This is a genomic window from Microbacterium indicum DSM 19969, from assembly GCF_000422385.1.
GTDB classification, from domain to species: Bacteria; Actinomycetota; Actinomycetes; order Actinomycetales; family Microbacteriaceae; genus Microbacterium; species Microbacterium indicum.
The window spans coordinates 235,811-250,012 of record NZ_AULR01000002.1 but is presented as its reverse complement, the minus strand read 5'-3'; the positions used below and the strand labels follow the sequence as shown (position 1 = coordinate 250,012).

General features: G+C 71.4%; 13 protein-coding genes. 9 read left to right on the top strand and 4 right to left on the bottom strand.

What is annotated here, in order from left to right:
- Window positions 1–53: 53 nt before the first annotated feature.
- The 9 genes from H576_RS0103825 (at window position 54) to H576_RS0103785 (ending at window position 10,169) form a co-directional block, all read left to right on the top strand.
- Complete coding sequence (locus H576_RS0103825; protein WP_029149842.1) at window positions 54–749, top strand: SOS response-associated peptidase; 696 nt, start codon at window positions 54–56, stop codon at window positions 747–749.
- A gap of 62 nt (window positions 750–811) precedes the next feature.
- Window positions 812–1,228 carry a hypothetical protein gene (locus tag H576_RS0103820; RefSeq protein WP_156888118.1) on the top strand — a complete coding sequence of 139 codons (417 nt, stop codon included), beginning with the start codon at window positions 812–814 and terminating at the stop codon, window positions 1,226–1,228.
- Between the two features lie 40 nt (window positions 1,229–1,268).
- Entirely contained in the window at window positions 1,269–2,579 is a 1,311-nt protein-coding gene (locus H576_RS16940; RefSeq protein WP_029149840.1) for an acetate and sugar kinases/Hsc70/actin family protein, read from the top strand.
- Window positions 2,576–3,859, top strand: coding sequence for a M18 family aminopeptidase (locus H576_RS16935; RefSeq protein WP_029149839.1), 1,284 nt, complete (start codon window positions 2,576–2,578; stop codon window positions 3,857–3,859). The genes H576_RS16940 and H576_RS16935 overlap by 4 nt, the downstream gene beginning before the upstream one ends.
- A 7-nt stretch (window positions 3,860–3,866) precedes the next feature.
- Window positions 3,867–4,730: a 3-methyladenine DNA glycosylase gene (locus H576_RS0103805; RefSeq protein WP_425411266.1), complete on the top strand. Its 864-nt coding sequence runs from the start codon at window positions 3,867–3,869 to the stop codon at window positions 4,728–4,730.
- Between the two features lie 153 nt (window positions 4,731–4,883).
- Window positions 4,884–6,497 (top strand): ABC transporter substrate-binding protein, encoded by a 1,614-nt coding sequence (locus tag H576_RS0103800; protein WP_029149837.1) that lies wholly within the window; start codon window positions 4,884–4,886, stop codon window positions 6,495–6,497.
- A 3-nt stretch (window positions 6,498–6,500) separates the two neighbouring features.
- Window positions 6,501–7,592: an ABC transporter permease gene (locus H576_RS0103795; RefSeq protein WP_425411265.1), complete on the top strand. Its 1,092-nt coding sequence runs from the start codon at window positions 6,501–6,503 to the stop codon at window positions 7,590–7,592.
- 1 nt (window position 7,593) lies between these two features.
- Entirely contained in the window at window positions 7,594–8,538 is a 945-nt protein-coding gene (locus H576_RS14190; RefSeq protein WP_051172118.1) for an ABC transporter permease, read from the top strand.
- Window positions 8,535–10,169: a dipeptide ABC transporter ATP-binding protein gene (locus tag H576_RS0103785; RefSeq protein WP_029149835.1), complete on the top strand. Its 1,635-nt coding sequence runs from the start codon at window positions 8,535–8,537 to the stop codon at window positions 10,167–10,169. Before H576_RS14190 ends, H576_RS0103785 begins: the two co-directional genes overlap by 4 nt.
- 39 nt (window positions 10,170–10,208) lie before the next feature.
- Here the strand turns inward: H576_RS0103785 and H576_RS0103780 are convergent, their stop codons facing one another.
- The 4 genes from H576_RS0103780 to H576_RS0103765 are packed head-to-tail and all read right to left on the bottom strand — an operon-like array spanning window position 10,209 to window position 14,081.
- Entirely contained in the window at window positions 10,209–11,036 is an 828-nt protein-coding gene (locus H576_RS0103780) for a Cof-type HAD-IIB family hydrolase (protein ID WP_051172117.1), read from the bottom strand.
- Window positions 11,033–12,292: a DUF6716 putative glycosyltransferase gene (locus H576_RS14185; protein WP_036319115.1), complete on the bottom strand. Its 1,260-nt coding sequence runs from the start codon at window positions 12,290–12,292 to the stop codon at window positions 11,033–11,035. The genes H576_RS0103780 and H576_RS14185 overlap by 4 nt, the downstream gene beginning before the upstream one ends.
- Window positions 12,289–13,161 carry an N-acetylneuraminate synthase family protein gene (locus H576_RS0103770; protein WP_029149833.1) on the bottom strand — a complete coding sequence of 291 codons (873 nt, stop codon included), beginning with the start codon at window positions 13,159–13,161 and terminating at the stop codon, window positions 12,289–12,291. The genes H576_RS14185 and H576_RS0103770 overlap by 4 nt, the downstream gene beginning before the upstream one ends.
- Window positions 13,158–14,081 (bottom strand): hypothetical protein, encoded by a 924-nt coding sequence (locus H576_RS0103765; RefSeq protein ID WP_029149832.1) that lies wholly within the window; start codon window positions 14,079–14,081, stop codon window positions 13,158–13,160. The genes H576_RS0103770 and H576_RS0103765 overlap by 4 nt, the downstream gene beginning before the upstream one ends.
- Window positions 14,082–14,202: the final 121 nt, after the last annotated feature.

Here is a 14,202-nt window from a genome sequence, read left to right as displayed (position 1 = left end):
CCGGATCGCAGGGCACGGTGAGCCGGCGCCATCGGGGTTCTAAGGTGAATCCCATGTGCGGACGATTCGTCGTGGCCAATGTGGGAGGCGAGCTCGTGGGCGAGCTGCGCGCCGATCTCATCGCCGACGACCTCCCGGAGCCGAGCTTCAACATCGCGCCGACCCAGCAGGCCGCGATCGTCCTCGACTCGTCGAAGACGGATCCCCCGACCCGCCGCGTGGAGGCCGCGCGCTGGGGGCTCGTGCCGAGCTGGGCGAAGGACCTCTCGATCGGCCAGCGCGCCTTCAACGCCCGATCCGACGAGCTGCCGCGGAAGCGCATGTTCGCCCCGGCCCTCGCGAAGCGCCGCGCCGTGATCCCCGCGACGGGCTACTACGAGTGGAAGACCGATGAGAACGGCAAGGTGCCGATGTTCATCCACCCGGCGTCGGGGGATCCGATGTTCTTCGCCGGCCTGTACGAGTGGTGGCGGTCGCCCGAGGAGGAGTGGATCCTGAGCTTCACGATCCTCACCCGCTCGTCGGTCGGCGACCTGGGGTCGATCCACGATCGCATGCCGGTGTTCCTCGACGCCGATCACGCCGACACCTGGCTCGACACCGACGTCGACGAGCCGCTCGACATCCTGGGCACCGCGATCGACGACGCTCCGCGCGTCGCGGAGTCGTTCGCGTGGCATCCCGTGGACCGCGCCGTGGGCAATGTGCGCAACAACGGGAGTCGTCTGATCGAACCCCTCACGGCGTGATGTAGCTTGGCACTGTGCGCCACGGCGAGCCGTCGCGCCCCCTGGATCGAAGGAGCGAACACGTGGCCAACCCGGCGCCCCCACGCAAGGTGCAGCTCACCGTGCCGCCCGCCGACACGACCGTCTCCGAATGGCTCGATGCGCAGTACTCGTCGTCCGAGTCGATCCGCCGCCTGATCCGCGAATCCGTCGCCCGCGAGGGCTTCGTCGACGTCGCCAACAGGCCCGTGACCCCGCCGAAGAACCCCGTCCGCATCGCCGAGACGTTCCCCGGCGACCCCGACGAGCCGTTCGACGTCGTCGACCCCGATCCTGCCCCCGAGGTCGAGGCCCGTCTCGAGCCCGACCTCGCGTTCGATCTCGAGCCGGAGACGGCGCCGGCGGCCCCGCCGAAGAAGAGCGCCGCTCCGAAGGGCTCTCAGTCGCGCGCCGACGCCCGCGCCGCGGCCGCCGCGATCGACGACATCCTCGGCCTCTGACCCCTCCCTCCCCCTCCCCTCGGAAAGAAGGACCTCCCCCATGACCTCCTCGGACACCATCCACCTCACCGGCGGCATCGATGTCGGCAACGGCTACGTCAAGGGCATGATCCTCAACACCGACACCGAGACGCGCGATCGCATCGATCTGCCGAGCGCCATCGTGGCGACGCCGCGCCAGTCGCCCAAGGTGCCGATCGACGACAGCGAAGCCGTGCAGGTGATGGAGGACGCCGAGCAGGACTTCTACAACCGGCTCGACGCGTCGCTCTCGTCGCCGCTCGTGTCCGACAGCGACCGCCGCATCTTCGGCCGCGCGGCGCTCAGCGTGCGCGGATCGGTGTTCGACGAGTTCGAGGTGCACGACGGCCACGCGAGCAAGGCCGACCAGCAGCTCAGCAAGATCCTCGTGCTCGGCGTCTTCGCCGCGAAGGCGCTGCGCGACTACGTCCGCCAGAACGGCGCGCTCCCCGACCACGAGCTGCGCGTCGAGGTCCGCGCGGGCCTCGCGCTCCCGATCAGCGAGTTCGTCACGCGCCGCTACGGCTACGCGAGCGAGTTCGTCGGGTCGCAGGGCACCGCCGTGCACCTCGTCACGATCAAGAACTTCAACACCCCGGTCAGCGTGCGCCTCGAGTTCGTCGACGTGCAGGTCGAGGCCGAGGGCGCCTCGGCGCAGTTCGCCATCACCGAGAAGGGCGAGCCCCTCGCGAAGGCGCTGCTCACCGACCTCCGCTCGCGCGAGCTCAACTTCCTGCCCGACATCACGGGCGCCGACCTCGTCGCCGCGCAGAACACGATCGGCATCGACGTGGGCGAGGGAACCGTGAACTTCCCCGTCTTCACGGCCGGCCGCTTCAACGCCGAGGCCGCGTCGACGCTCGACATGGGCTACGGCTCGATCCTCGAGAACGCGCTCGACCGCCAGGACGAGGCCGACCTGCGCTTCACGAGCCGCAAGCAGCTCGCCGACTTCCTCCAGACGATCCCGACGGCTCTGCAGCGCGGCCGCCACCAGCGCGCGCAGCGCCTCGTGGAGCCCGACGTCAAGCACCTCGTCGAGCAGATCCGCCGCGCCTTCGACGAGACGCTCAGCCAGTCGGGCGAGTCGACCGAGGTCGTCTACGTCTACGGCGGCGGCTCGGGCCCCATCAAGGACGAGCTCTACCCCGAGCTCATCAAGACCGCGGGAGACGTGCCGGTCCTCTACCTCGACGCCCGCTACTCGCGTCACCTCAACCGCGAGGGCCTCTTCCTCGCGGCGAAGGCCGCGCAGGAGGCCGCCGACCAGGCGGCGAGCGGCGACAAGACGAGCCGTGCGTCGCGCAAGCGCACCACGGCGGCTTCGTGACGGCCGTTCCCGAGGCCGCACGCGCCCACATCGCCGACCTGGGCGCCTTCGTCCAGGCGTCGCCCTCGTCGTACCACGCGGCTCGCGTCGCGGACGACCGCCTCGTCGCCGCCGGCTTCGCCGAGCTCGACGAACGCGCGGCCTGGGATCTCGCGCCCGGTTCGAAGAACGTCGTCGTCCGCGACGGTTCGGTGATCGCGTTCGTCCTCCCCGCAGAGGTCGGCGCCACGACGCCGTTCGCGATCGTGGGCGCGCACACCGACTCGCCGAGCTTCAAGCTCAAGCCGAAGCCCACGACCATGGGCCCCGGCGGCTGGCGTCAGCTCGGCTGGGAGGTCTACGGCGGCCCGCTGCTGAACTCCTGGCTCGATCGCGAGCTGCGGCTCGCGGGCCGGCTCGTGACGCGCGACGGATCCGAGCACCTCGTCTCGACGGGCGCCATCGCGCGGATCCCGCAGCTCGCGGTGCACCTCGACCGCTCCGTCAACGACGGGCTGACCCTCGACAGGCAGCGGCACACGGCCCCGGTATGGGGGCTCGGCGACGCCGAGTCGGCCGACATCCTCGCCGTGCTCGCGGCCGAGGCGGGGGTCTCCCCCGACGAGATCGGCGGCTTCGACATCGTCGCGGCCGACGCACAGGAGCCCCGCACCTTCGGGGCGGGCGACGAGCTCTTCGCGAGCGGCCGCCTCGACAACCTCCTCTCGACGCACGCGGGCCTCACCGCGATCGAGCACGCGGCCCCCGCGTCGTCGATCGCGATGTTCGCGGCCTTCGACCACGAGGAGATCGGGTCGTCGAGCCGGTCCGGCGCCGCCGGGCCGTTCCATGAGGAGGTCCTCACCCGGATCCTCGGATCCTTCGGGGCGAGCGCCGAGGACCGCGCGCGGTCGTTCGCCGCGTCGCTGCACGTGTCGAGCGACGTCGGCCACGCCGTGCACCCCAACTATCCCGAGCGCCACGACCCCGCGAACCAGCCGGTCGCGGGCGGCGGGCCGATCCTCAAGATCAACGCCTCCCAGCGCTACGCGACCGACGCCCACGGGGCGGCGGCCTGGGCTTCCGCCTGCGCCGACGCCGGGGTGCCGAGCCAGGAGTTCGTCTCGAACAACCAGGTGCCGTGCGGATCGACCATCGGTCCGATCTCGGCGACGCGGCTGGGGATCCGCACCGTCGACGTCGGAGTGCCGATCCTGTCGATGCACTCGGCACGCGAGCTGACCGCGGTCGTCGATCCGTGGTACCTCTCCCGCGCCATGAGCGCGGTCCTCGCCCGCTGAGGTCCCCGTGATCGTCCTGTCGCGCGCCGAGTGGCGCGAGCGCGAGCTCGCCCACGAGGCGCGCGCCGACGCGCTCACGGCGGCGCACCGCGAGAGGGCGCGGCGCGGCGAGAAGCACCCCGTGTGGGACTTCCTCTTCACCTACTACGGGTACAAGCCGGCCGTGCTCCGCCGCTGGCATCCCGGCGCGGGCGTCGTGCTCGAAGACGCGGCGGCCGAGCCGCGCGCGGCGTGGCGCTGGTACCGGGCGTCGGACGCCCCCGGATCCCTCGAGGTCGACGCCGCGGCGTTCGAGGCCGAGAAGGCGCCCCTCGCCCGACTCATCGAGATCATGCTGCGCCGGGTCGCGGATCGCCCCGGCGGCTTCGACTGCTTCGGCCTCCACGAGTGGGCGATGGTCTACCGGCAGGGTGAGCACCGCCATCCGCAGCCGCTGCGGCTCGGACAGGCGGGCACCGACGCCGTCGTCGACGCGCACGACCTCCGCTGCACGCACATCGACGCCTACCGGTTCTTCACCGACGAGGCGATGCCGCTCAACCGTCTCGCGCCGACGCGCGAGACGCAGCCCGACCTGGATCAGCCCGGGTGCCTCCACGCGGGCATGGACGTGTACAAGTGGGCGATCAAACTCGGCCCGCTCGTCCCCGGCGAGCTGCTGCTCGACGCCTTCGAGCTCGCGCGCGACATCCGCCTGCTCGACATGGAGGCGGCGCCCTACGACCTCTCGGCCTACGGCGTGTCGCCCGTCGCGATCGAGACGGCCGAAGGGAAGGCCGAGTACGTGCGCCGGCAGCGCGCCTTCGCGAAGCGCGGAAACGCCCTGCGACGCGCGCTTCTCGACGCATGGAAGCAGCCCGTCGCCGCGTGAGCGATGTGCGCATTTCCGTGACGTAAAAAGTCCGCGGACTCATCACAATTCGACACCAGTCGCGCCATTCTGCGCGCGAGCTGTGTGAGCATGGGGCAAAACCTGAGAGCGGAACGACCCGCTCCCGATCGGTCTCTCCCGAAGGATTCACCCATGCCCCTCTCGTCCCGGGTGCGCAAGCGCGCCCTGTTCGTCGCCGTCCCGGCCGTCGCGGCCCTCGCCCTCGCCTCCTGCGCCTCGAGCGAGAGCTCGTCGTCCGGCGACGAGATCATCGTCGGCACGACCGACTCGGTGACGCACCTCGACCCGGCAGGCTCGTACGACAACGGGTCGCTCATGCTGCAGACGCAGGTGTTCCCGTATCTCGTCAACACGGCGCCCGAGTCGACCGACGTCGTCCCCGACCTCGCCGAGTCGGCCGAGTTCACGTCGCCGACCGAGTACACCGTCACGCTCCCCGAGGGCCTGACGTGGGCGAACGGCAACGACCTGACGTCGAGCGACGTGAAGTTCACGTTCGACCGCCAGCTCGCGATCGCGGATCCCAACGGCCCCTCGTCGCTGCTCTTCAACCTCGACTCGGTCGAGGCGCCCGACGACACGACCGTCGTGTTCCATCTCAAGAGCGAGAACGACCAGACCTTCCCGCTCGTCCTCACGAGCTTCCCCGGCGCGATCGTTGACGAGGAGAGCTTCTCGGCCGACTCGGTCACGAGCGACGACGACATCGTCGCGGCGAACGCGTTCGGCGGCCCGTACTCGATCTCCGATTACACGTTCAACGAGCTCGTCGAGCTCACGCCCAACGAGAACTACGTCGGTCTCGTCGACGCCGCGGCCAACGACGGCGTGCTCATCAACTACTACGCCGAGTCGTCGAACCTCAAGCTGGCCGTCCAGCAGGGCGAGGTCGACGTCGCGTACCGCAGCCTGTCGCCGAGCGACGTGACCGACCTGTCGTCCGACGACGGGCTCACGGTGCACGACGGGCCGGGCGGAGAGATCCGCTACATCGTCTTCAACTTCGACACGCAGCCCTTCGGCGCGTCGACCGACGACGCCGACTCCGACAAGGCGCTCGCGGTCCGGCAGGCGGTCGCCGACCTCATCGACCGCGATGCGCTGAGCGAGCAGGTCTACGACGGCACCTACACCCCGCTGTACTCGTACGTTCCCGACGGTTTCGCGGGGGCGACCGAGTCGCTCAAGGGCCTCTACGGCGACGGCGACGGCGGCCCCGACGCCGACGCCGCCGCGCAGGTCCTCTCCGACGCGGGCGTCGAGACGCCCGTCGCGCTCTCGCTGCAGTACAGCCCCGACCACTACGGCCCCAACTCGGCCGACGAGTACGCGCTCATCGAGCAGCAGCTCGAGTCGACGGGCCTGTTCGACGTGACGCTCGCCGGAACCGAGTGGGTGCAGTACTCCGACGACCGTGTGAACGACGTCTACCCGGCGTACCAGCTCGGCTGGTTCCCCGACTACTCCGACGCCGACAACTACCTCACGCCGTTCTTCCTGACGGAGAACTTCCTCGCGAACCACTACGAGAACCAGCAGGTCAACGACCTGATCCTGCAGCAGGCGGCCACGGTCGACCCCGACGAGCGCGAGGCGCTCATCGGCCAGATCCAGGACCTCGTCGCGCAGGACCTCTCGACGGTGCCGTACCTCCAGGGCGCGCAGGTCGCCGTGGCGGCGAGCGACATTCAGGGGCTCGTGCTCGACACGAAGTTCCAGCTGCGCATGGCCCCGCTCACCCGCTGATCCGTGGCCGACATCGCACAGGCGCCGCTGCCGGTGACCCCGGCGGCGGCGCCCGCGGCGCGGAAGGCGCGTGGGGGCACGACCCTCTGGCGCTACGTCCTCGTCCGCTTCCTCCTGATCTTCCCGACGATCTTCATCCTCGTCACGACCGTGTTCCTCATGATGCGGGTGACGGGTGATCCGATCACGGCGGCCCTCGGCGGCCAGCTCACCTCGGCCCAGCTGGCCGAGCGCATCGAAGCGGCCGGATACGACCGTCCGCTGATCGTCCAGTACCTCGAGTACCTCGGCCAGATCGTCCGCGGCGACTTCGGCACGACCCTCGACGGCCAGCCCGTCACCTCGGTGCTCCTGCGGTACGGAGGCGCGACCCTCGAGCTCGCGTTCTACGCCCTGATCGTCGCGTTCGTCGTCGGCATCCCGCTCGGCATGCTCGCGGCCGCGATCCGCGACCGCTGGGGCGACGCGGTCCTGCGCGTCTTCGCGATCCTCTGCTACGCGACGCCCGTGTTCTTCGCCGGCCTCATGCTCAAGCTCGTCTTCGGCTCGTGGCTCGGCGTCCTGCCGACATCGGGTCGCGCCTCGCCGCGCATGGAGCTGCTGCTCTCGCGCCTCGACGGCGCGACAGGGATCTACACGATCGACGCGATCCGCACGGGCAACGGCGCCCTGATCGGCGACGTCCTCGCCCACGCGGTCCTCCCGGGCCTCGCGCTCGGTCTCCTGACCGCGGGCGTGTTCCTGCGCCTCGTGCGCACCAACGTGATCGGGACCCTCGCGACGCCGTACGTCGACGCCGCCCGCTCGCGCGGCGTGAGCGAGTTCCGTCTCGTGCGGAAGCACGCGTACAAGCCCGCGCTCATCCCGATCATCACCGTCATCGGCCTGCAGATCGCGATGCTCCTCGGCGGCGCCGTGCTCACGGAGACGACGTTCGAGTGGATGGGCCTCGGCTACCAGCTGAGCGAGTTCCTGAAGGCGCGCGACTACGTCGCGGTTCAGGGCATCGTCGCCCTCCTCGCCGTCATCGTGGCGCTGACGAACTTCATCGTGGACATCATCGCGGCGTTCATCGACCCGAGGGTGAGGTACTGACATGGCACAGGAGTCCCTCTTCTCCCGCCTCCCCGTCGTGAAGCAGCTGCGCCAGGCCGTCGGCCTGCAGCGGGGCATGCTCGTCACGGGCCTCGTGATCTGCGCCGTGTTCCTCCTCGTCGCCCTCTTCGCGCCCCTCGTCGCCCCCTACGGCTATGCGCAGCTCGCGGGCGACGCCGGCAACTTCGCGCCGCGCCAGGCGCCGAGCGCCGAGCACCTCTGGGGCACGACGATCGCCGGCTACGACGTGCTCTCGCGCGTCGTCTGGGGCGCGCGGACCGCGGTCCTTGTGATCATCGTGTCGGTCGTGATGAGCCTGTTCCTCGGCATCCTCATCGGCGTCGTCTCCGGCTACCTCGGCGGATGGATCGACCGCGTGCTCGTCGTGATCTACGACGCGATCTACGCCTTCCCGTCGCTGCTGCTCGCGATCGTCGCCTCGATCATCATCACGGGGGGCCAATCGGATCTCTGGGGCGGGATCCTCGCGACCGCGATCTCGATCACGGTCGTGTTCATCCCCCAGTACTTCCGCGTCGTGCGCGCCGAGACGGTGCGGATCAAGGCCGAGGCCTACGTCGAGTCGGCGCGCGTCATCGGCGCCTCCACCTGGCGGATCATGCTCCGCCACGTGCTGCGCAACGCGACCCGCAGCCTCCCGCTGATCTTCACGCTCAACGCGTCGGAGGCGATCCTCACGATCGCGGGGCTCGGCTTCCTCGGCTTCGGCATCGAGCCGAGCGCCGCTGCCGAGTGGGGCTACGACCTCAACCGCGCGGTCGAGGACGTGACGGCCGGCCGCTGGTGGACCGCCGTCTTCCCCGGCCTCGCCATCGTCCTCGTCGTGCTCGGCATGACGCTCGTCGGCGAGAGCCTCAACGACCTCGCCGACCCGCGCCTGCGCACGCGCCGGCGCGCGGAGAAGAAGAAGGAGGTCGCGCGGTGAGCGCCGATCAGCTCGCGGTCGACATCCGATCGCTCGACGTCACGTTCGCGACCGACGGCGGCAACGTGCACGCGGTCCACGGCATCTCGCTCGACGTCCGCGACCGGGAGGTCCTCGCGATCGTCGGCGAGTCGGGGTCCGGGAAGACCGTCACGGCGCGGGCGCTCCTGGGCCTCCTCCCCGACACCGCGACCGAGCACGGGGCCGTTATCGTCAACGGCACCGACGTCGTGTCGCTCTCCCCCGCTCAGCTGCGCGGGGTGCGGGGCGCCGAGGCGGCGATGATCTTCCAGGAGCCGATGACGGCGCTCAACCCCGTGTATCCCATCGGGTGGCAGATCGCCGAGGGCCTCCGGGCGCACAGGAAGATCTCGAAGAAGCAGGCGCGCGCCGAGGCCATCGAGATCCTCGGCAAGGTCGGGATCCCCGAGCCCGCCGCGCGCGTCGACGACTACCCGCACCAGTTCTCCGGCGGGCAGAAGCAGCGCATCGTGATCGCCCAGGCGCTCGCGATGGGGCCGCGGGTTCTCGTCGCAGACGAGCCGACGACCGCGCTCGACGTCACGGTGCAGGCCGAGATCCTCGACCTGCTGCGCAGCGTCCGCGACGAGTTCGGCACCGCGATCGTCCTCATCACCCACAACATGGGCGTCGTCGCCGATCTCGCCGACCGCGTCACGGTCATGTACCGCGGCGACATCGTCGAGACCGCGCCGGTGGGCGAGCTCTTCGCGGCGCCGCGCGCTGAGTACACGCGCAAGCTGCTCGCGGCCGTCCCTCGGCTCGAGATCGCCGACCGCGCCTTCGACGGCGACACCGATGCGGCGCCCGTCGTCGCGGCGCGGGGCCTCGAGATCCGCTACCCCGGCCGGTTCGGCCGGGAGGGCTTCCTCGCGGTCGACGGGGTCGACTTCGAGATCCGGCCCGGGGAGGTCCTGGGGCTCGTCGGCGAGTCGGGCTCCGGGAAGTCGACGATCGGCCGTGCGATGGCGGGGCTCACTCCCGTCACCGGCGGATCGCTCGAGGTGCTGGGCGTCGAGATGAACGGGGCTCGCGAGCGAGACCTGCGCCCGCGCCGGCGCGACCTCGGCTTCGTGTTCCAGGATCCGGCGTCGAGCTTCAATCCGCTCATCACGATCGGCGCGGCGGTCGCCGAGCCGCTCATCGTGCACGGCGTCGCGCGCGACGTCGGGGGCGCGCGCGACCGGGTCGTCGAGCTCCTCGAGGCCGTCGAGCTGCCCGCCGACTTCGCTGATCGCTTCCCGCATGAGCTCTCGGGTGGGCAGCGCCAGCGCGCGTCCCTCGCCCGCGGTCTCGCGCTCGACCCGAAGCTCCTGATCGCCGACGAGCCCACGAGCGCGCTCGACGTGTCGGTGCAGGCGACGGTGCTCGATCTGTTCACCGAGCTCCAGAGCCGATTCGGTTTCGCCTGCCTGTTCATCACGCACGACCTCGCGGTCGTCGACATGCTCGCGCACCGCGTCGCGGTGCTGCACCGCGGGTCGATCGTCGAGCAGGGCCGCACGGCCGACGTGCTCGGCGACCCGCGCGACGACTACACGCGCAGGCTCATCGCCTCGCTCCCCGTCCCCGACCCCGTCGAACAGGCGAGGCGCCGCGGCCGACCCTGAGCGCAGGAGGCGCGCCGCCGCGTTCGGCGGCGGCGCGCCTCAGGCCCCGAGGTCGGCGCGGATGCGGGCGAGGTGCGCCGCCGTCAGGTCGTCCTCGGCGACACCTTCGTCGAAGCGCGGGACCTCGCGCAGGACCGCGTACGGCTCGTCGCGCGCGTCGCCCGTGGGCCGCACGTCGAGGTGCGTCGTCTCGAAGCCCAGCTCGTGGAGCTGCGTCGACATGTCGTAGTCCTGACCGGAGTCGCCCGCGGTGAACCAGCGACGCGGGGCCTCGAGGCCCCGGTCGGCGATGAGCCGCAGGGCGCGGCGCGCGCCGAGCGCCTTGCCGCTGTCGCGGTGCTCGACGTCGATCGAGATCACGGTCGGGTACACGTCGATCGTGCCGACGAGCCCCAGCCGCTCGATGTGAGCCTGGATCTCCGCGGCCATGTCGTCGCGGATCGCGAGGAAGTCCTCGTTCGCGACGTCGACGTGGTGCTCGATCGAGATCATCGTCCGCTTCGTCTCGTCGAAGAACATGACGTCGGAGTGGCGGCCGGCGATCGCCCGCACGGCGTCGAAGAGCTCCTGCGGCGGGCGCATGGCGTCGTCCTGGTGCACGTCGCCGCCGAGCTCGAACCAGGTCCCGCCCTTCTCGCCGACGCCCCACACGGGCGCGTCGGCGGGCAGGCCCGCGTCCACGAGCAGCGGGATCACGCGCTCCCCGAGGAAGTCGGCCGAGCGGCCCGTGTTGAAGATCACGGGGTTCCCGGCCCGCGCGATCGCGACGAGGTCGGGAACGATCGAAGGGACGCGGACGGTGCGGGTGCGGGTGCTCGCGATGGGTCCGTCGACGTCGAGCAGCAGGCCGATCTGAGGGGTGGTCACCCCTCCATCTTCGCGTATCGCAGCGACCGGATGCGCGTCGCGAGGCGGCGGTAGACGCGCACGACCTCGCGCAGCGGCACGCCGATCCGGTAGGCGACGCGGCCCGCGAGCGAGCGGTCGCGGTCGCCGAGCGCGAGCCGGCGCTCCCACACGTCCCGCAGCTCTCCGCCGAGGCGGAACGGCACGCGGCTCGGCGGGAGCTCGCCGAGCCGTCGCCGCGCGACGAGACGTTCGGCCGTCTGGATCCAGGTGTCGTCGGCGGGGTCGTGGAAGTAGTTGTCGCGGACCCAGGCGGGATCCGGCAGCCGGAAGGCGCGTCCGACGACCGCCTCGTCCCCCGCGAGGAGCCCGCTGCCCTCGAACACGACGTTGATGAGCTTGTCCGTCACCCCGAACGAGTCGAGCGCGATGACGGGGACGCCCTGGGCCGCCGCCTCGATCGCGGCCGTCGAGCTCACGGTCATGAGGCCCTCGGCGGTCGCGAGCGCCTCGCCCATCGGCGCGTACGACACGACGAGGTTCGCGGGCGCGCCGCCGATCTCGTCGATGAGCTTGGTGAACGGATCCTGTTCGAAGTGCGTCTGCGCCTCCCCCGGCCGGCCGCGCAGCTTCACGACGACGCGCTTCGCGGGCTCGGCCCGCGCGGCCTCGATGAGCAGCGCTGCGAGGCGCAGACGATCATCGCGGGCGCGCGGAACGAGGGCCTGCGCGGCGAACACGAGGTCGGTTCCGCGTGCCTCGATGCCTTCGGCCCGCTTCACGAACGGAAGCCTCGCGAGCGCGAAGCGCTGCGGGATCCCCCGCTCGGCCGCGAGCTCGCCGAAGGCCCGGATCTCGCGGTGCGAGTGCAGGACGAACATGTCGCACTGCCGCCGGAAGTGGAGCGCCTTCCACGTCGCGGGGATCGAGATCCCCGGCAGCCCCGTCGCGATGACGGGCCGCGGCGAGAGCTTCGCGGCCTCGCGGGCGACGACCCTCACGAGCGGGCCCGGGGCGGCCGCGAGCACGACGTCGGCCCCCGCGAGCCGCGCGGGCAGCTCGTCGAAGGCCGCCCGCCGCGCACGCGACGGATCGAGATCGGTGCCCGCGAGCGCCGCCTCGAGCTGGGCGTCCGTGACGACGAGCTCGGTGTCGACGACGACGAGCGATCCGTCGACCCGCGGGTCGGCGACGAGCGCCGCCGCCCACTTCACGTACGAGTCGGTGTCGGCGACCGCGACGACCCGGAGACGTCCGCCCTCGGGGGCAGGCGTCACGCGCCGACGCGGCGCAGCTTGGCCTTGGGCGCCTCTTCGCCGGGGAAGACCTTCTTGACGCCGTCGCCGCGCGCCTCCTCGATGATGCGGATGTCGCGCACGAGGGTCTTGAGGCCGCTCGGCTCGAGCGAGGCGGCGTGGTCGGATCCCCACATCGTGCGGTCGAGCGTGATGTGGCGCTCGACCGACTGCGCGCCCATCGCGACGGCGGCGAGCGAGATCTGCAGGCCGCGCTCGTGGCCCGAGTAGCCCACCGGAACTCCGGGGAAGCGGTCGCGCAGGACGGGGATCATGCGCAGGTTCGCCTCGTTCGGCTCCATCGGGTACGTCGAGGTCGCGTGCATGACGACGAGGTTCGACGTGCCGACCGTCTCGATCGCGCGGTCGATCTCGTCCATCGTCGACATGCCCGTCGAGAGGATGATCGGCTTGCCCGTGTCGCGCAGCGCCTCGAGCAGCTCGATGTCGGTGATGCTCGCCGACGCGACCTTGTGGGCCGCGACGTTCAGGTCCTCGAGGAACGCGACGGAGGGGACGTCCCACGGCGACGCGAACCACTCGAGGCCGCGCATCGTCGCGTAGTCGCCGATCTCGATGTACTGCTCGCGGTCGAACTCGACGCGGTAGCGGTACTCGAGGTACGTCATGGTGCCCCAGGGCGTCTCGCGGGGCGTGTCCTTCATGTGCTCGGGCGTCGAGATCTCGGGCGTGCGCTTCTGGAACTTGACCGCGTCGGCCCCCGCGTCGGTCGCGACGTCGATGAGCTGCTTGGCGATGTCGACCGAGCCGTTGTGGTTGAGGCCGATCTCGGCGATGACGAACGCCGGGGCGCCGCCGCCGACCTGGTGCGATCCGATGGTCACGCTCATGAGCGCTGTCCTTCTCTCTGTCCGAACGGGATCTCGCGCACGACGGCGCCGGATCCCTGCAGCACGCGCCGCAGCGTCACCGCGGCGCTCGACCCGAGGGTCACGATGTCCCGCGGGCGGTCGTCGCCCGCGAGGACCAGCTCGACCGGAAGGCCGAGCGAGACGATGTGCGCGCCGGGCAACGCGCGGACCGCAGCGAGGAGCTCGTCGCTCTCGCGGCGGTGCGGGAGGTAGTCGGCGCCGCCGCGCACGCGCTGCGCGACCCACGCGAGGTATCGGTCGCGGTCGACGAGGCCGTCCTCGACGTTCGCCGATCCGAGCACGATCCGGTCGTGGGCGAGCGCCCGCCGGACGTCGCGGCTGGGCGCCGAGGCGCGCAGCCACTCGAAGTCGTGGCGGCCGACGCTCACCCCGAGGTCGGCCAGCCTCCCCGCGCGCTCGTCCCCGAGGGGGAACGCCGTGAACACGTCGGCGGCCCCCGCCGCCGCGCGCAGGCGCATGTGATCGAGCGCGAAGGGCGCGACCCGGCGGCTGAGCCCCCGCTCTGCCACGCCGGGTCGCGAGTAGGGAAGGGATCCGGTGAGGGCGTCGGCGAACGCGATCGCCTGGAGCCCGTCGTCGAGGAAGGTGAGTCGCCGGGGCCTGAGCACCGCGACGGCGAGGCGGAACTGACCCGAGAACCCGTCGCCGACGAGCCAGTGGTCGTGCGCGGCGAGGGCGCGCCACGGGATGCCCCAGTAGCCGGCCTGCGCCGCGAAGCCCGCGCCGCGGCGCGTGAGTTCGGCGGCGGTCTCCTCGACCTGCACCGCGAGCCGGCCCGCCACGTCGACGCGGCTTCGGTGGGCGTGCGCCCACTCTGCGGCGCCGATCAGCTGCAGGGGCGACTCCACCCAGGCGACGGGAACGTCGGCCTTCGGCATGCACCCCTCCGCACGGTTCTCCGGATCCGAGCGCGAACGCGCCCGTCGGAGCAGGATCCGTCAGGAGGTTGAACCCCCGGCGTGCGGCGGGTGTCTCCCGGGTGAACGCGCGCTGAATCCC

Bases quoted from the DNA above. Each gene is read 5' to 3' on its own strand.
- H576_RS0103825 (WP_029149842.1), top strand. From the start codon at position 54: ATGTGCGGACGATTCGTCGTGGCCAATGTGGGAGGCGAGCTCGTGGGC.
- H576_RS14190 (WP_051172118.1), top strand. From the start codon at position 7,594: ATGGCACAGGAGTCCCTCTTCTCCCGCCTCCCCGTCGTGAAGCAGCTG.
- H576_RS16940 (WP_029149840.1), top strand. From the start codon at position 1,269: ATGACCTCCTCGGACACCATCCACCTCACCGGCGGCATCGATGTCGGC.
- H576_RS0103765 (WP_029149832.1), bottom strand. From the start codon at position 14,081: ATGCCGAAGGCCGACGTTCCCGTCGCCTGGGTGGAGTCGCCCCTGCAG.
- H576_RS0103800 (WP_029149837.1), top strand. From the start codon at position 4,884: ATGCCCCTCTCGTCCCGGGTGCGCAAGCGCGCCCTGTTCGTCGCCGTC.
- H576_RS0103770 (WP_029149833.1), bottom strand. From the start codon at position 13,161: ATGAGCGTGACCATCGGATCGCACCAGGTCGGCGGCGGCGCCCCGGCG.